The sequence below is a fragment of the Amycolatopsis sp. NPDC004625 genome, assembly GCF_040609695.1.
Lineage (GTDB): Bacteria > Actinomycetota > Actinomycetes > Mycobacteriales > Pseudonocardiaceae > Amycolatopsis.
In genome coordinates this window covers 63,550-85,878 of sequence record NZ_JBEXKX010000029.1, presented here as the reverse complement: position 1 = coordinate 85,878, position 22,329 = coordinate 63,550, and the positions used below count along the sequence as shown (strand labels likewise).

The 22,329-nt window shown below is 71.1% G+C and carries 17 protein-coding genes; 16 read left to right on the top strand and 1 reads right to left on the bottom strand.

Features of this window, described 5'->3' with window-relative positions; genetic code table 11:
* The first annotated feature begins 35 nt into the window (after positions 1 to 35).
* From ddaH to ABZW17_RS29330, 16 genes are all read left to right on the top strand, one after another.
* Positions 36 to 872 (top strand): dimethylargininase, encoded by an 837-nt coding sequence (ddaH, locus tag ABZW17_RS29405; protein ID WP_354821233.1) that lies wholly within the window; start codon positions 36 to 38, stop codon positions 870 to 872.
* A gap of 108 nt (positions 873 to 980) precedes the next feature.
* Entirely contained in the window at positions 981 to 1,610 is a 630-nt protein-coding gene (locus tag ABZW17_RS29400; RefSeq protein ID WP_354821360.1) for a polysaccharide deacetylase family protein, read from the top strand.
* A gap of 455 nt (positions 1,611 to 2,065) precedes the next feature.
* Entirely contained in the window at positions 2,066 to 2,761 is a 696-nt protein-coding gene (locus tag ABZW17_RS29395; protein ID WP_354821230.1) for a glycoside hydrolase family 75 protein, read from the top strand.
* Positions 2,762 to 2,954: 193 nt separating this feature from the next.
* The gene (locus ABZW17_RS29390; RefSeq protein WP_354821227.1) at positions 2,955 to 4,265 is read left to right on the top strand and encodes a nucleotide sugar dehydrogenase; all 1,311 of its coding nucleotides are present in this window, start codon (positions 2,955 to 2,957) and stop codon (positions 4,263 to 4,265) included.
* Positions 4,246 to 5,436 (top strand): glycosyltransferase family 4 protein, encoded by a 1,191-nt coding sequence (locus tag ABZW17_RS29385; protein WP_354821224.1) that lies wholly within the window; start codon positions 4,246 to 4,248, stop codon positions 5,434 to 5,436. The genes ABZW17_RS29390 and ABZW17_RS29385 overlap by 20 nt, the downstream gene beginning before the upstream one ends.
* Before the next feature lie 109 nt (positions 5,437 to 5,545).
* Positions 5,546 to 6,907 carry an exopolysaccharide biosynthesis protein gene (locus tag ABZW17_RS29380; protein ID WP_354821221.1) on the top strand — a complete coding sequence of 454 codons (1,362 nt, stop codon included), beginning with the start codon at positions 5,546 to 5,548 and terminating at the stop codon, positions 6,905 to 6,907.
* Positions 6,904 to 8,667 carry a Wzz/FepE/Etk N-terminal domain-containing protein gene (locus ABZW17_RS29375; protein WP_354821218.1) on the top strand — a complete coding sequence of 588 codons (1,764 nt, stop codon included), beginning with the start codon at positions 6,904 to 6,906 and terminating at the stop codon, positions 8,665 to 8,667. Before ABZW17_RS29380 ends, ABZW17_RS29375 begins: the two co-directional genes overlap by 4 nt.
* A 31-nt stretch (positions 8,668 to 8,698) precedes the next feature.
* Positions 8,699 to 10,609, top strand: a complete 1,911-nt coding sequence (gene asnB, locus ABZW17_RS29370) for an asparagine synthase (glutamine-hydrolyzing) (protein ID WP_354821215.1) — start codon at positions 8,699 to 8,701, stop codon at positions 10,607 to 10,609.
* Complete coding sequence (locus ABZW17_RS29365) at positions 10,606 to 12,786, top strand: bi-domain-containing oxidoreductase (protein WP_354821212.1); 2,181 nt, start codon at positions 10,606 to 10,608, stop codon at positions 12,784 to 12,786. The genes asnB and ABZW17_RS29365 overlap by 4 nt, the downstream gene beginning before the upstream one ends.
* Positions 12,783 to 13,004, top strand: a complete 222-nt coding sequence (locus tag ABZW17_RS29360; RefSeq protein ID WP_354821209.1) for a hypothetical protein — start codon at positions 12,783 to 12,785, stop codon at positions 13,002 to 13,004. The genes ABZW17_RS29365 and ABZW17_RS29360 overlap by 4 nt, the downstream gene beginning before the upstream one ends.
* The gene (locus ABZW17_RS29355) at positions 13,001 to 15,076 is read left to right on the top strand and encodes an alginate lyase family protein (protein ID WP_354821206.1); all 2,076 of its coding nucleotides are present in this window, start codon (positions 13,001 to 13,003) and stop codon (positions 15,074 to 15,076) included. The genes ABZW17_RS29360 and ABZW17_RS29355 overlap by 4 nt, the downstream gene beginning before the upstream one ends.
* A 9-nt stretch (positions 15,077 to 15,085) precedes the next feature.
* On the top strand, positions 15,086 to 16,612 hold the full coding sequence (locus ABZW17_RS29350) for a right-handed parallel beta-helix repeat-containing protein (RefSeq protein ID WP_354821203.1): 1,527 nt from the start codon (positions 15,086 to 15,088) through the stop codon (positions 16,610 to 16,612).
* Positions 16,613 to 16,694: 82 nt separating this feature from the next.
* Positions 16,695 to 17,867, top strand: a complete 1,173-nt coding sequence (locus ABZW17_RS29345; RefSeq protein ID WP_354821357.1) for an O-antigen ligase domain-containing protein — start codon at positions 16,695 to 16,697, stop codon at positions 17,865 to 17,867.
* On the top strand, positions 17,864 to 19,033 hold the full coding sequence (locus ABZW17_RS29340; RefSeq protein WP_354821200.1) for a glycosyltransferase family 4 protein: 1,170 nt from the start codon (positions 17,864 to 17,866) through the stop codon (positions 19,031 to 19,033). Before ABZW17_RS29345 ends, ABZW17_RS29340 begins: the two co-directional genes overlap by 4 nt.
* A complete protein-coding gene (locus ABZW17_RS29335) occupies positions 19,030 to 19,677 on the top strand; it encodes a phosphatase PAP2 family protein (protein ID WP_354821197.1) in 648 nt (215 codons plus the stop codon). The genes ABZW17_RS29340 and ABZW17_RS29335 overlap by 4 nt, the downstream gene beginning before the upstream one ends.
* Positions 19,678 to 19,954: 277 nt before the next feature.
* Positions 19,955 to 20,569: a maleylpyruvate isomerase family mycothiol-dependent enzyme gene (locus tag ABZW17_RS29330; RefSeq protein WP_354821194.1), complete on the top strand. Its 615-nt coding sequence runs from the start codon at positions 19,955 to 19,957 to the stop codon at positions 20,567 to 20,569.
* Between the two features lie 195 nt (positions 20,570 to 20,764).
* On the opposite strand, the gene ABZW17_RS29325 is transcribed toward ABZW17_RS29330, so the two are convergent.
* Positions 20,765 to 22,225, bottom strand: coding sequence for a right-handed parallel beta-helix repeat-containing protein (locus ABZW17_RS29325; protein ID WP_354821191.1), 1,461 nt, complete (start codon positions 22,223 to 22,225; stop codon positions 20,765 to 20,767).
* Between the last annotated feature and the right edge of the window lie 104 nt (positions 22,226 to 22,329).

Below are 22,329 nucleotides of genomic sequence, written 5' to 3'. Positions count from 1 at the left end.
TGATTGCGATATTAGGCGCCCCTTACCCTGCAACCATGCAGGCGATGCGCGTACCGACCACCCGTCGATACCTCATGTGCTCCCCGCGCCACTTCGCGGTGGACTACGTGATCAACCCCTGGATGGACCCGACCCAGCCGGTCAGCGCCGACGTCGCCGTCGCGCAGTGGACCGAGCTGCGCGACACCTACCGCCGCCTCGGCCACACCGTCGAGGAGATCGAGCCCCAGCCCGGCCTGCCCGACATGGTCTTCGCCGCCAACTCCGGCACCGTCGTCGACGGGCGCGTGCTCGGCTCGCGGTTCCGCGCGCCGCAGCGGGCCGCCGAAGCCGAGCACTTCCGCCGCTGGTTCGTCGAGCACGGCTACCGCGACATCACCATGCCGGAGAAGATCAACGAAGCCGAAGGCGACTTCGCCTGGACCGGCACGCTGCTGCTGGCCGGCACCGGCTTCCGCACCGACCCGGCCGCGCACGCCGAGGCCCAGGAGGTCCTCGGTGTCCCGGTCGTCTCGCTGCAGCTGATCGACCCGCGCTACTACCACCTCGACACGGCGCTGTTCGTGCTCGCCGAGGCGACGGACACCACGCGCGCCCAGATCGTCTACTACCCGGACGCCTTCTCCGCGGGGTCACGCCGCGTGCTCAAGCGGCTGTTCCCGGACGCCGTGCTCGCGACGCGGGAAGACGCCGAGTGCTTCGGCCTCAACGGCGTGTCCGACGGACGCAACGTGGTGCTCCCGGTCGAGGCCACCCGATTGGGCGAACTTCTGGCTGCGCGCGGTTACGAGCCGGTTTACGTCGACATCTCTGAGCTGCGGAAAGCCGGCGGCGGCCCCAAGTGCTGCACGCTGGAGATTCGCAAAGGCTAAATAACGGCAAAATCATGTAACTCACCCGTTTGCCAGTGCGATTAATCGAAGTAACAAAACGACTACTCGCAGTGGCAGGCGGTGGGAGTGGTGACAGTGATCTTCGCCATGCACGGGGCGGGCCGGCCGGCGCGCCAGCTCGACCCGGGCGAGGACGAGCACTGGCTGACGGTCGAGCAGCTGGAGCAGGTGCTCGACTGCGCGGCGGACCGCGAAGACGTCCACCTCACGTTCGACGACGGCAACGACTCCGACGTCGAGGTGGTGCTGCCGCGGCTGGTCGAGCGCGGGCTGACCGCGGAGTTCTTCCCGCTGGCCGGCCGGCTCGGGCAGCGCGGGTACCTCGACCGCGACGGCCTGCGCGAGCTGGCGCGCGCCGGGATGGAGATCGGCTCGCACGGCTGGGAGCCCCGCGACTGGCGCCGGCTGGACGACCGCCACGCCCGCCGCGAGCTGACCGACGCGCCCAAGCTGCTCGGTGACCTGTGCGGCCGGCCGGTCCGCCGGTACTCGCTGCCGTTCGGCGCGTACGACCGGCGGGTGCTCGCCCGGCTGCGGCAGGCGGGCGCCACGCGGGTGTACACGAGCGACGGCGGCGAGGCCCGCCGCGACGGCTGGCTGCAGGCGCGGACGGAGCTCCGCCACGACCTCGACGGCGAGCGGCTCGACGGGGTACTGGCGGCCGGGGCCCGGCGGGGACGCTGGGTGAACCGGTTGCTGCGGCGGCCTCCTCGGTAAGGGGCGCCGGCTTCGGGGCTGGGTGGCTGAGTACGGACGCAGCTGCGCGCTACGGCCGGGCGGATCGCCGCGGCTTCCGGCGGCCCGCTGGGAGCGGACCGTGGCTCCGGTGTCGGGTGGTCGATTGGGGGCGTCGGCTCGCTGGGAGCGGGCCGTGGCTCCGGGGCCGGGTGGCCGAATGGGGGCGTCGGCTCGCCGGGAGCTCGGGCAGTCGTGCGCCGCGCGTCCGGTGGATTCCGTTCGCCGGAACCGCCCCCACCACCCGTGTCCCGGCGAACGGGACACGCCGCAAACCCGTCTGCGCCCCCGCGCCCCGATGAGCAGCCTTTTCGTCAAATTCGGCCACCTGATGGGAAATTCCCGCACCCCGGGGTCTTGAACGCGCCCGCACCCGAGGTGCATCCTGGTGCCCCGCCGCCGTAAGGAAAGTTTCCTAACTAAAGGGAGCACCAGGAATGCGGAAACTGATCCTGCTCGCGACGCTGGCGCTGGCCTCGGCCGTGATGCCGTCGGCCCTCGCCTCGGCGTCGCCGGCCCCGGCCGCCGCGCCGGCCACCGTGGAAGCCGCCCCGACCGCGGCCCAGCTGCTCGCCAAGACCTCCGGCTGCAAGCAGATCTCGAACGGCAAGTACAAGACCGACGAGGACGTCTCGAGCAAGACGGTCGCCGTCTGCGATACCAACGGTGCGGTCTTCTGGAAGGCCGACATGGACATCGACTGCGACGGCCAGCGGTCCTCGCAGTGCAACGAAAACACCGACTGCTGCTACCAGGACGACACCGCGTTCCACCAGTCCGACGGCAAGCCCCTCAACGCCGCGAAGCTGCCCTACATCGTCGTGCCGAGCTCCAGCAGCATCTGGAAGTACTCCTCCTCCGGCCTCAAGGGCGGCGGCTCCTGCGCCGTGATCTACAACGGCAAGGTCGAGTACGCCGTGATCGGGGACACCGGCCCGACGCAGATCATCGGCGAAGCCTCCTACGCGACCGCCAAGGACCTCGGCATCAACCCCGACCCCTCCAACGGCGGCACCGACTCCGGCGTCACGTACATCTGCTTCAAGAACTCGACCGTTTCGCCGATCGAGAACCACGCCAACGCGGTGAGCAAGGGCCAGAGCCTGGCCACCACCTTCGTGAACAACAACTGACACCGATTCACCGTCCGGTGCCGGATCGTGGTTTCCCTCCACGGTCCGGCACCGGATCGAGACGGTAATTTCACCTGAATCCCTTGCTTCTCACGGCCGTTTCACGCCGTCCCCCGTTCGCCGCGCCGGCGGTAACGATCCAGGGGTGCCCGCCGACCAACTTGAGGGTCGCGCGGAATAGCGGAGGTTTGGCGTGAAGATCAGTGTCTTCGGGCTCGGTTACGTCGGTTGTGTCTCCGCCGCGTGCCTGGCGGGGCAGGGGCACCGGGTGGTCGGCGTGGACGTCAACCCGGTGAAGATCGACCTCATCACCCAGGGCAACGCCCCGGTGGTCGAGGAGCGGATCGGCGAGCTCACCGCCGAGGTCGTCGCGAGCGGGGCGCTGAGAGCCACGACCGACGTCGCGGAAGCGGTCGCCGACAGCGAGATCTCGCTGGTCTGCGTCGGGACGCCGTCGGCGCCGAACGGCAGCCTGTCCACGGTCTACCTCGAGCGGGTCGCCGAGGAAATCGGCGAGGCGCTCGCGAAGAAGAGCGAGCGGCACACCGTCGTCTTCCGCAGCACCATGCTGCCCGGCACGTGTCTCGACCTGCTGGTGCCGATCCTGGAAAAGGCCTCGGGCCGCACGGCGGGCGTCGATTTCGGCGTCGCGGTGAACCCCGAGTTCCTGCGCGAGGGCACCAGCGTCCGCGACTTCTTCGACCCGCCGAAGACGGTGATCGGCGAGATCGACGAAGCCAGCGGCGACGCCGTCGCGGCACTGTACGAGGGCCTGCCCGGCCCGGTCTTCCGCGTGCCGATCCCGGTCGCGGAAATGACGAAGTACGCCGACAACTCCTTCCACGGCCTGAAGATCGGCTTCGCGAACGAGCTCGGCGCCGTCTGCCGCGCGCTGGGCCTCGACTCGCACCAGGTGATCGACGTCTTCCTCGCCGACACCAAGCTCAACATCAGCCCCGCCTACCTCAAGCCGGGGTTCGCCTTCGGCGGCTCGTGCCTGCCGAAGGACCTGCGCGGGCTCGTCTACGCCGCGCACCGCGCCGACGTCAGCGTGCCGATCCTGTCGCACGTGCTGGCGTCGAACGAGGAGCACCTGCAGCGGGCGTTCGACCTGGTCGCGCGCACCGGCAAGCGCAAGGTCGGGCTGTTCGGGCTGTCGTTCAAGCCCGGCACCGACGACCTGCGCGAGTCGCCGCTGGTCGAGCTGGCCGAACGGCTGCTCGGCAAGGGGTACGACCTCAAGATCTACGACGCCAACGTCAGCCTCTCCCGGCTGATGGGCGCCAACCGCGAGTACATCGAGAGCCGGCTCCCGCACCTCGGCCAGCTGCTCGCCGGGTCCGTCGGCGAGGTCGTGGACCACGCCGAAGTCCTGCTCGTCGGCACCAAGGACCCGGACGTGCTGGCGGCCCTGCCGCACGGCCGGGCGATCGTCGACCTCGTCCGCCTGCCCGACGCCGCCGAGCGTCGCCTTGAAGAGGGATATGCCGGCCTTGCCTGGTAAAGCGCTCATCCTCGTCGAAAACCTTTCCGTCCCCTTCGACCGGCGGGTGTGGCAGGAGTCCACGACCCTGCGCGACGCCGGGTGGGAAGTCCACGTGATCTGCCCGCAGGGCACGAAACGCGACACCGAGGCCGAAGCCGTCGTCGACGGCGTCCACATCCACCGCTACCCGCTGACGGCGGCGACCGGTGGCCCGGCCGGCTACCTGCAGGAGTACGGCAGCGCGCTGTGGCACACGCTGCGGCTGGCCCGCAAGGTCGGGCCGGTCGACGTCGTCCACGCCTGCAACCCGCCGGACCTGCTTTACCTGGTCGCGAAGTACCTGAAGCGCCAGGGCGCGCGGTTCGTCTTCGACCAGCACGACCTGTGCCCGGAGCTGTACCTCTCGCGGTTCGACCGCGGGCAGGACCTCCTCTACCGCGGGGTGTGCGCGCTGGAACGCGCCACCTACCGCGCCGCCGACGTCGTCATCTCGACGAACGAGAGCTACAAGGAGGTCGCCCGGATCCGCGGCGGCAAGAAGCCCGAAGACGTCTTCGTGGTGCGCAGCGCCCCGGTCGTCGAGCGGTTCCACGAGGTGCCGGCCGAGCCCGGGCTGAAGAAGGGCAAGCCCTTCATGCTCGCCTACCTCGGCGTGATGGGCCCGCAGGACGGCGTCGACTACGCCCTGCGCGCGCTCGCGAAGCTGCGTGACGAGGTCGGGCGCACCGACTGGCACGCGGTGTTCGTCGGCTCCGGCGACGCGTTCGACGACATGGTGGCGCTCTCGGCGAAGCTCGGGCTGGCCAACCAGGTCGAGTTCACCGGCCGGATCTCCGACGAGGACCTGGTCCGCTACCTGTCCACCGCCGACGTCTGCCTGTCGCCGGACCCGCTCAACCCGCTGAACGACGTCTCCACGATGAACAAGGTCATGGAGTACATGGCGATGAGCAAGCCGATCGTCTCGTTCGAACTGCGCGAAGCACGCGTTTCGGCCGGCGAGGCGGCGGTCTACGCGCCGGCGAACGACGAATCGGCGTTCGCGAAGCTCGTCGCCCAGCTGCTCGACGACCCCGAAGAGCGGGCCCGGATGGGTAAGCTCGGCCAGGCCAGGGTGGCCGGTGCGCTCTCCTGGGAGAACTCGGCGAAGGCTCTGCTCGCCGCATATGAGCACGCTGTGAAGTCCTGATCGCCGTTCGGTCAAGAACCCACCGGACGTGTAACCAATGCTCCCGGTCCGACGACGACTCCGGTAACCGGCCGATCAACTGAACCCGTTCGGCGTACCCGTCTCAGGAATGGAGATCCCGCCGTTGACTGACGACACGGTGCGCCTGGCCCTGGTCGGGCAGGTCCTGCGACGGCGATGGCGGCTGCTGGCCGCCCTCGCCGTCCTGGGCGCGCTGGTCGGCGCCGGAGCGTCGATCCTGTTCTCGCCCGGATACAAGACGACCTCGGGCGTGCTGCTCCAGGGCCCCCGCCAGGCCGACGAGCTGCTGACCCAGGCCGAGATCGCGACCGCCTCGGTCGTCCTCGACCGGGCCGCCGCGGTGCTGCCGTGGCACCCCAGCGGCGCCGACCTGAAGAAGCAGGTCAGCGCGGCGGTCGCGCAGAGCAACGTCGTGACGATCACCGTCTCGGCCGACACCGCCGAGCACGCCCAGCAGCTCGCCGACCAGGTCGCGCAGCAGTACGTCAAGTACTCCACGCAGCTGGCGAGCAACTCCGCCGACGCCTCGGTGCAGCTCGCCCAGGAACAGCGCGAGTCGCTGCGCCAGCAGGTCAAGCTGACCACGGAGAAGATCAGCGACCTCGCCAAGAACGTCGGCAGCGGCAGCCTGACCGTGGAGACCGTGCAGGTCCGCACCCAGCTCGAGGGCCTGAAGACGTCGCTGGAGCAGGCGATCAACGACCTCAACCAGGCCGACCTGGCCACCGGCATCGGCAACACCGTGGTGCTGGGGCCGTCCCAGCGCCCGACGTCGCCGGCGGCCCCGACGATGACGCAGTTCGTCGCCGGGGGCGCGGTGCTGTTCTTCGTCGTGGGCGTCTTCGGCCACCTGTTCACCGCCCGCGCCGACCGGCGCCTGCGCGGCGAGCCGGAGATCGCGTCCGCGCTCGGCGCGCCGATCCTCGCCGGGGTCGACGTCGCGACGCCCCAGGGCGACCGCCTCCCGGCCACCGGCCTGTTCGGCAAGGTGCGGCGGCTGCTCGGCGGCGACCGGCCGTGGGTCCTGCCGCCGGTCGCGACCTCGGCCGACGAGGTCAACCGCGACATCCGCTACCGCCGGGTGCTGGCCCGGCTGGCCACCGGCCCCGCCGACGTCCTGCTGCTGGTGGCCGACGACGACGTGACCGGCCGGCTGGCCGCCGCGCAGCTCGCCGAGCTGGCCGACCGGCTGTCCGTGCCGCTGCGGATCTTCGAGTACTCGGCCGAGCGGCCGACGGTGCCGGACGCGACGGCCGACTCCGGCGTCCTGGTCGTGCTCGCGTCCGGGACGCGCACGGCGTGGCAGCTCGTGCGGCTCGCCGAAGCCTGCACCGACGGCGGCCAGGAGGTCGTCGGCGCGGTCCTCACCCACGCCGTCCGGCCGGCGGAGCCCGAAAAACCCGAACCCGCGGCGGAAGCCCCCGAGAAAGCCCTGGCAGGTTCGGCGTGACGACTTCCCCCGAAACCCCCGCGGCGCCGCTGTTCGACCTTTCGCGGCTCTTCATCGCGATCCGCCGCCGCAAGCGCGTCTGGCTCGCCGCCGCGCTGCTCGGCATGATCGCCGGCGCGGCGGTCGCGTTCGTGCTGCCCGCGCCGCCGACCGCGGTGGCCAAGGTGATCGTCGTCCACCAGGACGACTCGCCGACCGACAGCGGCACGCTGATGCGCACCGACGTCGCCGTGCTGCAGACGACCGCGATCGCCGAAGGCGCGCTGAAGAAGCTGGGCAGCACCGACACGCCCGAAAACTTCATGAAGAACTACGCGGGACTGGGCCTGACGAACAACGTCCTCCAGATCACCGTCAAGGCGAAGAGCAACGAAGAGGCCATCGCGCAGGCGCAGGCGCTCGCCGACACGTTCATCGCCGACCACGTCAAGCGCAGCCAGGCGGCCGCGGCCGCCCAGTCGCAGGCCATCCTCGACCAGCGCAAGAACGCCCAGGACGAGCTGGCCAAGGTCGAGCAGCAGATCGTCGAGGAGGAGGGCAAGGGCCGGCAGGCCAGCCAGCCCACCCTCGAAAACCTCTACAGCCGCCGCGCCGCGCTGACCGCGCAGATCTCGGACTTCACCTCGCGCGCCCAGCAGGCCGGCATCGGCAGCCCGCAGGTCGCCGCGGGCACCCAGATCGTCGACGCGCCCCGCGCGCTGCCCAAGGCGGTCCTCAAGACCACCGCGACCGACGCCGGTGTCGGCTTCGCGCTCGGCCTGTTCCTCGGGCTCGCGCTGGTCGCCGTCGGCGCGGTGTCGCGCGACCGGCCGGTGCTGCGCCGCGAGATCTCGACGCACCTCGGCGCGTCCGTGATCGCGCAGCTGCCGTCGAAGCTACGCGGCCCCGCCCGGCTGTGGCGGCGCTCGCGGGCGGTGTCCGAGCGCAAGCGCGTCGCCACGACGCTGGTCCGGCTGGTCAAGCAGGACCAGCGCCCGGTGTCGCTGCTGGAACTCGGCGCCCCGAAGGTCGTCGCCGCGCTCGCCCTCGACATGGCGGGGGAGCTGGCCGGGGACGGCGCCGTGAGCGTCATCGACGACCTGCCGGGCGAGGACGTCCGCAAGCTGGCGCAGGAGACCAAGAGCGAGGTCACCGTGGTGGGCGCCGGGGACGAGGCCGGTGAGCTGCGGGTCGGCGTCGGCACGGTGTCGCCGGGTACGGCGTGGACCGACCTGGAGCACCTCGGCAAGGAGACCGTGCTGGTCGTCAAGGCCGGGCACGCGAACACGCTGTGGCTGCACACCGTGGCCCGGCAGCTCGCCGACCAGGGGATCCCGGTCATCGGCGTGGTGCTGGTCGACCCGGACCCGCGCGACAAGTCCGACGGCACGCTGTGGGACGGCCTGCACACGGCCCTGCGCGGCCGCGGCGGCCAGGTCGCCGCGGTGGCCGCGGCCCCGGCCGAGCGCGAAGACCGGCTGGACGAGCTCGTCGCCCGCGTCGCCGAGCGCGTCGCCAAGGCGGAGCAGCCGACGCGCCGCTTCTCGCCGGTCCGGCCGGTGCTCCCGCCGGCGCTCGCCACCCCGAAACCGCCGGCGTCCCCGCTGCCGGCCCCCGGCACCGTGAGCGTCCCGGACCACCTGAACGCGCCGACGAAGAAATTCGCCCCGGTCAAGCCCCCGAAGCGGCCGACGCCGTTCAAGCGCGACCACGGCGAACCGAACCACAAGGGCGAACTCGACGCCGACCTCGAGCCAGAAAAGAGCGCGGAGGTCTCCTGACCCGCGCCGCAACCGAAGGGGAACGCACTCCATGTGCGGCATCGCAGGCACCTACCTCTGGCCGGACGGCGGGCCGCTCACCGACCGGCTGACGAAGACGCTGGCCCACCGCGGCCCGGACGGCTCCGGCCGCTACGAGCACCGCGCGGGCACCGGGGAGGTCCACCTGGGCCACCGGCGGCTGTCGATCATCGACCTGTCCGAGACCGGCGCCCAGCCGATGGTGCTCGACGGGCTCGCGCTGAGCTACAACGGCGAGCTGTACAACGCGCCCGAGCTGCGCGCGGAACTCGAGTCCGCGGGCGTCCGCTTCCGCGGCACGTCGGACACCGAGGTGCTGCTGCAGGCGTGGCGGCGCTGGGGCACCGACTGCCTGCCGAAGCTGCGCGGGATGTTCGCGTTCGCGCTGTTCGAGGAGGGCACCGGCGAGCTGTTCCTGGTCCGCGACCAGCTGGGCATCAAGCCGCTGTTCTTCGTGCAGCGCGGCGGCGGGGTCGTGTTCGCCTCCGAGCTGAAGGCGATCGCCGGTGAGCTCGGCGGGTCCCTGCAGGTCGACAACGGTGCGCTGATCGCTTCGCTGCTCTACTACTGGGTGCCCGACAGCCGGTGCGCCTACCAGGGCGCGGAGAAGCTGCCGCCGGGGACGTGGCTGCGGTGCCGCCCGGACGGGCAGGTCGACCGCGGCCGGTTCTGGTCACTGCGGGAGGTTGCCGAAGAGGGCGCGGCCTTCGACGGCGAGGTCGACCTGCACGAGGTGATCGCGGAGTCGACGGCCAAGCACCTGCTCTCCGACGTCCCGGTGGCGACGTTCCTTTCGGGTGGCCTGGACTCCAGCTACCTGACGGCGCTGGCCGCGCGGTCGCAGCCGGGGATTTCCGCCTACACCATCGGGTTCCGGGCCGAGGACGCGAAGTTCGAGGCGATGCCGGACGACCTGCGCTACGCGCGGATCGTCGCCGAGAAGTTCGGCGTCGACCTGCACGAGATCGAGATCGCGCCGCAGGTGCTCGACCTGCTGCCGAAGATGACCTACCACCTCGACGAGCCGATCGGCGACCCGGCGGCGATCAACTCGTTCCTGATCTGCTCGGCCGCGCGCGAGGCCGGCGTCAAGGTGATGCTGTCCGGGATGGGCGCCGACGAGCTGTTCGCCGGGTACCGCAAGCACCTCGCGAACCTGATCGCGCTGCGCTACCACAAGGTGCCGAGCGCGGTCCGCCGGCCGGTCGAGTCCATTGTGGACCGGCTGCCGGTGGCGTCGGCGACGCGCGGGTACCGGTCGGTGCGGTTCGCCAAGCGGTTCCTGTCCTTCGCGGGCCTGCCCGAGGAGACGGCGTTCCGGCGCAGCTACACGATGTACGACCGCGCGGAGCTGCTCTCGCTGGTGAACCCGGACCTGGCTTCTTCCGTGGACGACGTCCTGACCGAGCACGCGGACACCTACCACGACCAGGCGTTGGACGACTTCGTCAACCGGATGTGCCTGGCCGACTCGCGGCTGTTCCTGCCCGGGCTGAACCTGACCTACACCGACCGTTCGACGATGGCGGCGTCCACCGAGGTGCGGACGCCGTTCGTCGACGTCGAGGTGGTGCGGGCGGCGTTCAAGATCCCGGGCAACAAGAAGATCGTCGGCCGCGCGGGCAAGGTCGCGCTGAAGAACGCGGCGCTGAACATCCTGCCCAGCGAGATCGTGCACCGGCCGAAGGGCCTGTTCAGCGCGCCGCTGCGGGCGTGGATGAGCCGCGACCTGGCGCCGCTGGTGCGTGAAGTCGTCAACGAAGGCGTGCTCGTGTCGTCCGGTTTCCTGCAGCGCGAAGCCCTGCAGCGGATGGTCGCCGAGGACGCCGCCGGCCAGGAAGACCGCGGCAAGCACCTCTGGCACGTCTTGACCCTCGAGTATTGGTACCGGAACGCGATGTCTGGAGCGGGAGCGAAGTGAAGCAGGTAGTCCAGAACTACAAGAGCGGGGAACTGGCGCTCCTCGACGTGCCCGAGCCGGCCTGCAAGCCGGGTGGCGTGCTGGTGCGGACGGTGTACTCGCTGATCTCGACCGGCACCGAGATGATGAAGGTGTCCGAAGCCAGCATGTCGCTGGTGGGCAAGGCGAAGGCCCGCCCGGACCAGGTGGCGAAGGTGATGCAGAGCGTCGCCACCAACGGGCTGTCGGCGACCTACCGCAAGGTGACGTCCAAACTGGACTCCTACACCCCGCTCGGCTACTCGCTGTGCGGCATCGTGGAGCAGGTCGGCGACGGCATCACCGACGTGGCCGTCGGCGATCTGGTCGCCTGCGCGGGCAACGAGCACGCGCTGCACTCGGAGCTCAACTGGGTGCCCAAGAACCTCTACTCGCGGGTGCCGGCCGGCGTCGACCCGCGGCACGCGGCGTTCGGCACCGTCGGATCGATCGCGATGCAGGGCGTCCGCCGCGGCGAGCCGCAGATCGGCGACGTCGCCCTGGTCATCGGGCTCGGCCTGATCGGCCAGCTGGTCGTGCAGCTGCTGACGGCTTCCGGCGTCCGCGTCGTCGGCGTCGACCCGGACCCCGAGCGCTGCAAGCTCGCCGAGAGCCTCGGCGCGCTGACCTGCGCGCACCCGGCGTCCGGCATCGTCGACACGGCGGTGGACGAGCTGACTCACGGCGCGGGCGTCGACCAGACGTACCTGGCGGCCGGCGGCAACACGAACGACCCGGTGGAGCTGGCCGCGAAGCTGTCGCGCGACCGCGGCCGGGTGATCGACATCGGCAAGTGCAAGCTCGACCTGCCGTGGAACGCCTACTACGAGAAGGAACTGGACGTCCGGTTCTCGCGCTCCTACGGGCCGGGCCGCTACGACCCGTCGTACGAGCTGGAGGGGCGGGACTACCCGATCGGCCAGGTCCGCTGGACCGAGCGCCGCAACCTGGAGTGCGTGCTGGACCTGATCGCGCGCGACCGGCTGGACGTCGAGCCGCTGATCACGCACGTCTCGGACTTCTCGTCCGCGGTCGAGACGTACAAGTCGCTGAACGAGGGCGAGCTGAAGGCCGTGGCGGTGCTGTTCCGCTACCCGGACGCGGTCGCCCGGACGGAGCCGGTGATCACCTCGGCGCGGGTCGCGGTGACCTCATCGCCGGCGGCGGCCTCGGTGCCGGCGGGCCGGCCGGTGCGCCTGGGCTTCGTCGGGGCGGGCAACTACGCGTCGTCGATGCTGCTGCCGCACCTGGTGGAGCGCGAAGACGTCGAGCTCAAGCACGTCGCGACGACGTCGGCGCTGTCCGGCGCCAACGCGCGGCGCAAGTTCGGCTTCGCCGCGGCGTCGACGGACATCGACAACGTCCTCGGCGATTCGTCGATCGACGCGGTGTTCGTCGTGACCCGGCACAGCTCGCACGCCGAGCTGACGCGGCAGGCGCTGCTGGCGGGCAAGTCGGTGTTCGTCGAGAAGCCCCTGGCCCTGTCGCCGTCGGAACTGCAGAAGGTCCTCGACGCGATCGAGGAATCGGGCAACGACCGCCTGCAGGTCGGCTTCAACCGCCGGTTCGCACCGCTGCTGCACGAGGCCCGCGAGCAGTTCGGCCCGCGCGTCGGCCCGGCGACGGTGCGCTACCTGGTCAACGCGGGCCGCCTCGACCACGGCAGCTGGTACAACCAGACCGCCACGGAGGGCAGCCGTTTCGCGGGCGAGGGCGGCCACTTCATCGACACGGTGAGCTGGCTCCTCGACGCCGACCCGATCTCGGTGTACGCCACCGGGGACGTCCAGGTGACCCTGGGTTACCCGGACGGGTCCACGGCGGTGATCACGTACGCCGAAACGGGCTCGTCGGGCTTCCCGAAGGAGACGTTGGACCTGACCGCGGACGGCAAGGTCCTGAAGTTCGACGACTTCGTCCGCGCCTCGGTGTACTCGCGCAAGAAGTGGGCGAGCTCGCGAATCCCGAAGGGCCGCGACAAGGGCCAGGCGGCGGAGGTCAACGCGTTCCTGGAGGCGGTCCGGACGGGCTCGCCGATGCCGATTTCGGTGGATTCCCTGGCCGCGACGACGCTGGCGACCCTGGCGGCGCAGTCGAGCGTCGCGAACGCGGCGCCGGTGCGGATCGAGCTGCCGCGGAAGACGGGCGCCCCGGCATGACGAGCCGAGCGGGGCTGTCGCGGAGCGCCCGGCCGGGCACCGCGCCCGGCCGGTCGTGGCCGATGGCCGGCGCCTCGCTGGCCCGGTCGTGGCCGGTGGCCGGTGCCTCGCCGGCCCGGTTGTGGCCGATGGCCGGTGCCTCGCCGGCCCGGTCGTCGGCGTCGCGTGCGGCGGGCGAGCGGCCGGAGATCGCGCCGGTCCGAGGGGCCGCGGCATGATGGGGCCCGGCTGGTACCTGCGCCGGCTGTCCCGGATGGGGCCGGCGGAGGTCGTCGGGCGTGCCCGGCACGCCGTTGTCCAGCGGCAGTGGCGGTCCGCCCTGCCGACGCCGCCGGACTGGCCGTCGCACCCGCGCTTCACCGCGGCGCTGCCCGCCGGCGTGCTCGGCAAGGTGTCCGGCGAGGCCGTCTCGCGTCTCCTGGCCACCGCCGACGAGCTGATGGCCGGCCGCGCCGAGTACTTCGGCGTGGTCCGGTCCGACTTCGAGGCGCCGGACTGGTTCCTCGACCCGAAGACCGGCCGCCGCGCGCCTTCGGACGTTTACGCGTTCGACGTCCCGTACCGGTCCGAAGACACCGTCGGGGACATCAAGCAGATCTGGGAGCCGTCGCGGCACCAGCACCTCACCGTGCTGGCGGCGGCCTACGCCCTGACCGGGACTCCGGCGTACGCCGAGCGCGCCGCCGAGCACCTGCGTTCGTGGTGGGCCGCGAACCCGCCGTTGCGGGGCCCGCACTGGGTGAGCGGCATCGAGCTGGGCATCCGGCTGCTGTCGTGGGTCTGGACGCGCCGGCTGCTCGACGGCTGGCCCGGCGTCGCGGACCTGTTCGAGCAGAACCCGGACTTCCAGCTCCAGCTGTGGCACCACCAGAACTGGCTCGCCACCCTGCGCAGCCACGGCTCGTCGGCGAACAACCACGTGATCGCGGAGGACGCCGGCCTGCTCGCCGCGGCGTGCGCGTTCGGCTGGTTCCCGGAGTCGGCGGGCTGGCGCTCGGCGGCGATGCACTCGCTGGACGCCCAGCTGGCGCGCAACACGTTCGCGTCGGGCCTCAACGCGGAACTGGCGTCCGAGTACCACGGCCTGGTCCTCGAACTCGGTCTGGCGGCGGCGCTCGAGGCCGACGCGGCGGGCACGCCGGTGCCGGACTCGACGTGGGACGTCCTGCTCCGGATGACCGACGCCCTGGCGTCCATTGTGGACCAGCGGCTGCGCCCGCCCCGCCAGGGCGACGCCGACGACGGCTTCGGCCTGATCGTCGACGGCACCGCAACCGACCGCTGGGCGTCGCTGCTGGCGACCGGCGAAGTCCTTTTCGGACGGTTGGCCTGGTGGCCGCCGCTGCCGGGCGACGACGTCCGCACGGCCCTGCTGGCGTCCCTGGCTTCGCGGACCCCGCGGATCTCGGGCGCTCGCCCCGGCGTCCGGCCGGCGCACCTGCGGGACGCGGGCATGACGATCCTGCGGTCGGACCGGCTGTGGGTCCGCTGCGACGGCGGCCCCCACGGCTTCCTGTCGATCGCGGCGCACGCGCACGCGGACGCGCTGTCGGTCGAGGTCCGCCACGACGGGGTGGACATCCTCGCCGACCCGGGCACGTTCTGCTACCACGGCGAGCCGCAGTGGCGTTCGTACTTCCGGTCGACGCTGGGCCACAACACGCTGGAGCTGGGCGGACACGACCAGTCGGTCTCGGGCGGCCCGTTCCTGTGGACCCGCCACGCGGAGACGAGGGTGCTCGACGTGCACACGCCGGACGCGGGACCGTCCCGCTGGTCGGCGGCCCACGACGGGTACGCACCGGCCCTCCACCGCCGCACGGTCGAGCTCGACGGCGACGTGCTGAGGATCGTGGACGAGGTGCTGGGCCAGGGCGAACCGGGTGGTGCGCGGCTGGCATTCCACTTCGGCCCGGCGGTGACGGTGATGCTCGACGGGACCACGGCCCGGCTCCGCTGGGTCGCCGAACCCGACGGCGGCCGCGCGTCCACCCTCGGCGAGGGCGGCTCCGGTGCCCCGGGCGCCGAGCGTGCGCTCGAGGTCGTCGGCCGCGGCCGCCCGTCCGCCGACGATCCGCTGGTCGGGCGGGTTTCCGGGTCCCTCAGCGCCGGCGCCCTGCGCACCGCCGTCATGGAGTTGCCGGCCGGACTTTCGTGGACCGTGCACCGGGGGGACACCGAGCCGCCGCTCGGCTGGTACTCCGCGGGGTTCGGCCGCAAGGAACCTTCGACCACGCTCGTCGGCTCCGGGCTCCCCGGACCGTTCACCACCCTGCTCCGCTTCAGTTAGGACCCGCCCGTGACAGCCCGCCGCTTCCGCCTCCGCCGTACAGTTCCGCTGCTCGGCGTCCTGCTCACGGCTGTGGCGTGCTCGGGCGGGCCCGATTCCGACACCGGCCCCGGCCAGGCCACCCCGGCACCCAGCGGGTCGGTGGCCGCGGTCTGCGACAAGGAGCCGGCCGGCCCGGCCGCCGCGCCGGCGGGGGCGGTGGTCATCGACCCGGCCGTGCCCGGAGACCTGGCGGCGAAGACGCGCTCGGCCGGGTCCGGCACGACCTTCTGGCTCAAGCCGGGCAAGCACATCCTCGGCGACGACCGGTACGACCAGGTGTCCCCGAAGGACGGTGACGTCTACCTCGGCGCGCCCGGCGCCGTCCTGGATGGGCGCAAGATCAACCAGTACGCCTTCACCGGCCACGCGGTGAACGTCAAGATCAGCTACGTGACCGTGCAGGGCTTCGCCGCCCCGCGCGACGAAGGCGTCGTCAACCACGACTCCGGCGACGGCTGGGTGATCGAGCACTCGACCGTCCAGGACAACGACGGCGCCGGGCTCATGGCCGGCGCCCGCCAGCAGGTGCGCGGCAACTGCCTGCGCCGCAACGGCCAGTACGGGATGAACGCCTACTCCGGCGCCACCCCGCTGACCGCGCTGGTCGTCGAGGGCAACGAGATCGCCGGCAACAACACCGGCGACTGGGAAGCCAAGATCGACGGCTGCGGCTGCAGCGGCGGGGTCAAGTTCTGGGACGTCAACGGCGCCGACGTCCGCGGCAACTGGGTGCACGACAACCACGGCACCGGGCTGTGGGCCGACACGAACAACAACGACTTCCTCATCGAGGGCAACCTCATCGAGAACAACGACAGCGCCGCGCTCATCTACGAGATCAGCTACAACGCGATCATCCGCGACAACACGATCCGCAAGAACAACTGGGTCGACGGCCGCCGGTTCGCCGACAAGAGCGACAACTTCCCGACGGCGGCGATCTACATCTCCGAGTCCGGCGGCGAGCCGCGGATCAAGGCCCGCACCGCGAAGATCGAGATCTCCCGCAACTACCTGGAGAACAACTGGTCCGGGATCACACTGTGGGAGAACGCCGACCGGTTCTGCAACAGCCCGGCCAACACGTCCTCGGGTGACTGCACCCGGCTGGTGCCGTCCGTCAAGCAGTGCGCGGCCCCGGCGATCACCAGCGGCGCGCTCCTGGCCGACTGCCGCTGGAAGACGCAGCACGTCGACATCCACGACAACAAGTTCGTCCTCGACCAGGCCGTCGTGGGCTGCCAGGCGTCCTGCGGCCGGATGGGCCTGCTGTCGAACTTCGGCAGCTACCCGGACTGGTCGCCGTACCGGGGCGACGACGTCCAGGAAGCGATCACGTTCAAGCAGGACAACCACTGGCACGACAACAGCTACGCCGGCCCGTGGACGTTCATCGCCCACTCGGCCGACCGCGTCCTCGAGATCGGCGAATGGGAAGGCGCGCCGTACTCCCAGGACACCGGCAGCACCTACACCGTGCAGGCCGGGGGCTGACGTGGCGGCGCACACCGGAACGGCAGGCATCCGCGGCGAGGTGACGCCCGAACCGGCGTCCTCGACGCCGAAGTGGGCGGGCCTGGCCTGGGCGCTGCTGATCCTCAACACGCTCGGGTCGACCGGCGCCAAGACGGTCATCCCGCTGCCCCGGTCGGTCAGCCAGCTCGTCACCATGGGTTCGCTGATGACGGCGTTCGTGATCGCGCTGGTGCTGAACAAGCACCTGCGGATCCGGCCGAGCGCGTACCTGCTGCTGCTGACGGCCCTGCTGGTGTCGAGCATCCTGTCCAGCGCCGACCTGCAGGAGGGCGCCGGCGCGCTGTTCCGGTGCTTCCGCCTGACGGTGTTCGTCTCGACGCTCTGGCTGCTGACCCGCTGGTGGGACGGCGGTTTCAGCTTCGTCCGCTACCACATCCGCACCTACGCGATCGTGCTCGCGTCGGTGGCGATCGGCCTGGTGATCTCCCCGGGCAACGCCATGCCGGACATCTACGGCGGCCGGCTGTCGGGCGCGATCTGGCCGCTCACGCCGCCGCAGATCGGCCAGTACGCGGCCGTCATTTCCGGGCTCACGCTCCTTCTCTGGTTCGGGCGCCGCACGACGTGGCGCAGCGCGCTGACGATCGTGGTGCCGGTGGTGGGCCTGCTGATGCTCACGCACACGCGCACGGCGACACTCGGCCTGCTCGCCGGCCTCGCGGTGGCCTTCCTGTCGATGGTGCTGACGAGCGCCCGCGCGCGGAAGGTGTTCGCGTGGACGGTCGGCGTCGGCGGGGTCGCCGGCGTCGTGCTCGCGGGTGCGCTGCAGACGTGGTTCCTCCGCGGGCAGAGCGCGGACAACTTCTCCAGCCTGACCGGCCGCGCGAAGGTGTGGGACGCCCTGCTGGACGCGCCGCGGACGCCGTTGGAGTACATCTTCGGGGTCGGGCTGACGGACAAGTCCTACGACGGCCTCCCGATCGACAACAGCTGGCTCGCGATCTACCACGAGCAGGGGTTCGTCGGCATCGCGCTGGTCGCGGGGTTCCTCCTGACCCTGGTCGTGGTGGCCGTGCTGCGGCCGCCGTCACTGGCTCGCGCGTGCGCGATCTTCCTGATCACCTACTGCATTTCGGCCTCCTACACCGAAGCGGGGCTCGGCGACGCGTCGCCGTACCTGCTGCACCTGGCGCTCGCCGCGTCGCTGCTGGTCCGCGGGGTGCCGCAGTCCGACGAACAAGCATTCATCCCGGCGAAGGGGACAAGCACGTGAAGGTGCTCGTGGTGCACAACCGGTACCGCTCCGAGCAGCCCAGCGGGGAGAACAACGTCGTCGACGCCGAGGTGACGTTGCTCGCCGAGGGCGGTCACCAGGTGTCGTTGTTCGAACGCCGCAGCGACGACATCGCGGCGATGCCGCTGCCCCGCAAGGCGGCGGTGCCGCTGATGGTGCCGTGGAACCCGGCGGTGCGGAAGGAGCTCGCCGCCCGGCTGCGGGCGTCGCGCCCGGACGTCGTGCACATCCACAACACGTTCCCGCTGCTGTCGCCGTCGGTGGTCGCCGCGTGCGCGGACGCGGGGGTGCCCGCGGTCGCGACGCTGCACAACTACACGATGGTCTGCCCACCCGGCACGCTCCACCGCGACGGCCGCATCTGTACCGAGTGCGTCGGCGGCTCACCGCTGCCGGCGGTGAAGCACGGCTGCTACCGCGGTTCGGCCGCGGCCACGGTCCCGATGGCGGCGAGCATGGTCGCGAACCGGCGCCGGTGGTGGACGGGCGTGTCCCGGTTCTTCTGCATTTCGGCGGCCCAACGTGACCTCCTGGTGTCGGCCGGCATGCCCGGCGAGCGGATGGCGGTGAAGCACAACTTCGTCACCGACCCCGGCGTCCGCCGCACCGGCGACGGCAAGCACGTCCTGTTCCTCGGCCGCGTCACCGAGGAGAAGGGGGTCGGGCTGCTGATGCAGGCTTGGGACCGCCTCGGCGGCGCTCTCGGTGTGCCGCTGGTCATCGCCGGCACCGGTCCGATGCAGGACGAGGTCGCGGCCTGGGCGGCCGGGCGGCCGGACGTGTCATACGTCGGCCTCCAGAACAAGGCGGAGTGCCGGGCGCTGACCGCCGACGCGGTGGCGGTGGTCGCGCCGTCGACGTGGCTGGAGGCGTTCGGCCTGGTGGTGGTCGAGGCGATGGCCGCGGGTGTCCCGACGGTGGCGGCGGCGCACGGCGCGTTCCCCGAGCTCGTCGACGACGGTGTCACCGGCCTCCTGCACGCACCGAACGACCCGGCCTCGCTGGCGGAACGCCTGCGCGCGGTGGCCGGCGACCGCAACCGCGAAATGGGCGACGCGGCCCGGGTCCGGTACGAGAAGGACTTCACGCCGGCGGTCGGACTGGACCGGCTGATCGCCGGGTACGAGGCGGCGATCGCCGGGTGAGGCAGCTGGTCCGGACGGCGCCCGCGGCCCTGCCGCCGGTGCTGCGCACGCCATTGGCCCTGACGGCGGCCCTGGCGACGGCGGTCGTCGTGGCGCTGGGCATCCTCCATTTCCACGACTCGGGCCTGACCGGAATCGACGCGGCGATCCTGCCGTCGATCGACGGGGTCCAGCCACCGTGGCGCTATGTCGCCTTGGTCTTCGACTTCGGCGGCGAGCCGGTGGGGTCGGTGATCCTGGTGGCCCTCCTCGCGGGGGTGTGCGTCCTGGCCAAGCGGCTCCGGACGGCGGTGCTGACGGTGCTCGGCGTGGTGGCCACGGTGGCGGTGACAACGGTGCTGAAGCCGATCGTCGGCCGCACCATCCACGGCGAGTTCCTGTCGTACCCGAGCGGGCACACGGCTATGGCGACGGCGCTCGCGCTGGTCGTGGCGCTGCTGCTGACCGACCGGCTGTGCCTCGGGCGGGGGGCCGCGGTGGTGCTCGCCCTGGGGTTGGCGGTGGTCGCCGGGGTGGCGATGGGGTGGGCCGAGGTGGCGTTGGGTGCGCACTACCCGACAGATGCGCTCGGGGGGTTCTGCACTGCTTTGGCGGTGGTGCCGGGGACGGCTTGGGTACTGGATCGGGTCGCCGACCGCCTCTGACGAGCGGTGGGTTGGGGTTGGGGTTGCTGCCGGGCCGGCCGGCTCGGTTTTGTGCGCGGGGGCAGATGGCCGGCTGGGTGGGTGGACATCGCCTCGGCTGATCGCCGGGACAGCCGGCTTCCGGAAACGCCTCGGCTGTTGGTGGCTGGGGTTTGGTGTGTGGCCGGCCGGCTCGGTAGGTCGCGTCGGGCGGGGGATCGGCCGCTCGTGGGTGTCGGTCCCGCCGCGGGTTGTTCGTCGGTGGAGTGACCTACCTCCTCCTCCGAAGGGGACACCCATGATCCAAGACATGATCGCCGCCGAGCGGCGGGAGCTGGCTGCTCTTCTTGGTGCTCTGCCTCCGTCCAGCTGGGACTCGCCCACTCTCTGCGCCGGGTGGCGGGTGGCCGAGGTTGTCGCCCACATGACCATGCCCTTCCGGTTCTCCGGCGGGCGGTTCGTGCGGGAACTGCTCAAGTCCGGTGGCCGCTTCAACGTCATGGCCGATCGCGTCGCCCGGCGTGAGGCCGCGGCGCTCTCTCGTGAGGCGCTTGTCTCCTGCCTGCGGGACAACGCCGACCACCCGTGGCGGCCGCCGGGCGGTGGGGCCGTCGGGGCGCTGAGCCACGATGTCATCCACGGTCTGGACATCACCACCGCGCTGCGGCTCGATCGGCGGGTTCCGCCGGAACGCCTGGAAGCCATCTTCGCCGCGATGAAACCGAAGCAGGTCAAGTACTTCGGCGCCGACCTCGCCGGGATCGCCTTGCGGGCCGACGATCTCGACTGGTCGTACGGCGACGGGACACCACTGGCCGGGGCGGCCCAGGATCTTCTGCTTGTCCTTTCGAACCGGCGGTTGCCCGCCGGGCGTCTTCGGGGCGAGCCGAGTGCGCGCTTCACCGCGGCCTGAAGGGAGTGCGGGGGATTCGGTGCGGTCATGTCTCCGACGGTACCGAACACCCGTGCGAACGCCATCGCTGGAAAGGGTGAAACGATCGCTGTCCGAAATTCTCCGTTCGCGACTTTTCCCCTTGCTGCCAGCGAAAACACAAGCACCTGAGACGAATCGCGGTGGAAACTGTCGGACCCCGCGGGCAAGCTCGAATCAGCAGCCGGCAGTCCCGCCGGTGAACGAAGAGCACTCGTCCTGCGAGTAGGGCTTTGCCTGCCAGCCCGCAGCGTCGACCGTCTTGGAGGTGTCATGCACCACGAACGTCCACGGCCCCGCATACACATTGTCGTGCCAGCGGTTGTCCTGGTGGAACGTGATGGCCTCTTCGACCACGGTTCCCTTGTAGGGCGACCAGTCCGGGAACGTCCCGAAGTTGGACAGCAACGCCATCCGGCCGCACAGGCTCGTGCAGCCGACCCGGCCCGCGTCGAACCGGAACGTGTTGCCGTGGATCTCCACCCGCTGCGTCTTCCAGCGGCAGTCGTCGTACGTCGGGCGCTTCTCGATCTTGCCCGCGGCGCACGAAGAATTCGACGCCGTCTTGGTGCAGTAGCCCGAAGACGTGTTCGCCGGGCTGTTGCAGAAGCGGTCGGCGTTCTCCCACAACGTGATCCCGGCCCAGTTGTCCTCGAAGGTGTTGCCGGTGATGTCGACGGCCGACGTCCGGGCCGGCACGCGCGGCTCGCCGCCCGATTCCGACAGGTACACCGTCGCCACCGGGAAGTCGTCTCCGCGCGCCGCGAACGCGCGGCCCTGGACCAGGGTGTTGCCGCGGAAGGTGTTGCCGCGCAGCACCAGGTTGTAGCTGGTCTCGTAGAACAGTGCCTCGGCGTCGTTGGCCTCGAACAGGTTGTCCTCGACGAGGAAGTCGTTGTTGTTCGTGTCGGCCCACAGCCCGGCGCCGTGGTTGCCGTGGACCCAGTTGCCGCGGATGTCGGCGCCGTTCACGGCCCAGAACTTGGCGCCGCCGCTGCACCCGCAGCCCGGCACCTTGGCCTCCCAGTCGCCGGTGTTGTTGCCGGCGATCTCGTTGTCCTCCAGCACGAGCCCGGTGATGCCGTCGCCGGCCTGGTACGCGTTGAGCCCGTACTGGCCGTTGTCGCGCAGGCAGCTGTGCCGCACGACCTGGCCCGCGCCGGCCATCAGGCCGGCGCCGGCGTTGTCCTCGATCGTGGTGTTCTCGATGAGCCAGCCGTTGCCGGAGTCGTGGTTGACCACGCCCTGGTCCTGCAGCGCGGCGAACCCGCGGATGGTGAGGCCGTGGATCTCGACCTTGCTCGCCTGCTGGGTGAAGGCCGCGCGGTTGACGTTGCGGCCGTCGACGACCGCGCCGGGCGCGCCGAGGTAGACGTCGCCGTCCTTGGGGACGACCTGGCCGTACTCGTCGTTCCCGAGCGTGTGGGTGCCGGGCTTGAGCCAGAACGTCGTGCCGGCCGGGTTCGCGGCCGTCTTGGCCGAGAGGTCACCGTCGACACCCGGATCGACGGTGACGGCTCCGGGTGGTGGGGACGCGTACTCGGCGGGCTGGTGGCCGCACACCGGTCCCGGTCCGTTCGCGCCGTGCGCGAGCCCGGGGCTCACCACCGCGATCAGGAGCGAGCACGCAGCGACCATTACCACACGAGATCTGCCCATGGCAGGAAGTTACGCACGAACGGGCCGGAAAACAGTCACCCTCAAGTGTCCTCATCGGACCCAACGGGTGAATCCGGTCCGTC

Bases quoted from the DNA above. Each gene is read 5' to 3' on its own strand.
- ABZW17_RS29330 (WP_354821194.1), top strand. From the start codon at position 19,955: ATGATCCAAGACATGATCGCCGCCGAGCGGCGGGAGCTGGCTGCTCTT.
- ABZW17_RS29395 (WP_354821230.1), top strand. From the start codon at position 2,066: ATGCGGAAACTGATCCTGCTCGCGACGCTGGCGCTGGCCTCGGCCGTG.
- ABZW17_RS29355 (WP_354821206.1), top strand. From the start codon at position 13,001: ATGATGGGGCCCGGCTGGTACCTGCGCCGGCTGTCCCGGATGGGGCCG.
- ABZW17_RS29380 (WP_354821221.1), top strand. From the start codon at position 5,546: ATGGAGATCCCGCCGTTGACTGACGACACGGTGCGCCTGGCCCTGGTC.
- asnB (WP_354821215.1), top strand. From the start codon at position 8,699: ATGTGCGGCATCGCAGGCACCTACCTCTGGCCGGACGGCGGGCCGCTC.
- ABZW17_RS29385 (WP_354821224.1), top strand. From the start codon at position 4,246: ATGCCGGCCTTGCCTGGTAAAGCGCTCATCCTCGTCGAAAACCTTTCC.
- ABZW17_RS29360 (WP_354821209.1), top strand. From the start codon at position 12,783: ATGACGAGCCGAGCGGGGCTGTCGCGGAGCGCCCGGCCGGGCACCGCG.
- ddaH (WP_354821233.1), top strand. From the start codon at position 36: ATGCAGGCGATGCGCGTACCGACCACCCGTCGATACCTCATGTGCTCC.
- ABZW17_RS29400 (WP_354821360.1), top strand. From the start codon at position 981: ATGCACGGGGCGGGCCGGCCGGCGCGCCAGCTCGACCCGGGCGAGGAC.
- ABZW17_RS29325 (WP_354821191.1), bottom strand. From the start codon at position 22,225: ATGGTCGCTGCGTGCTCGCTCCTGATCGCGGTGGTGAGCCCCGGGCTC.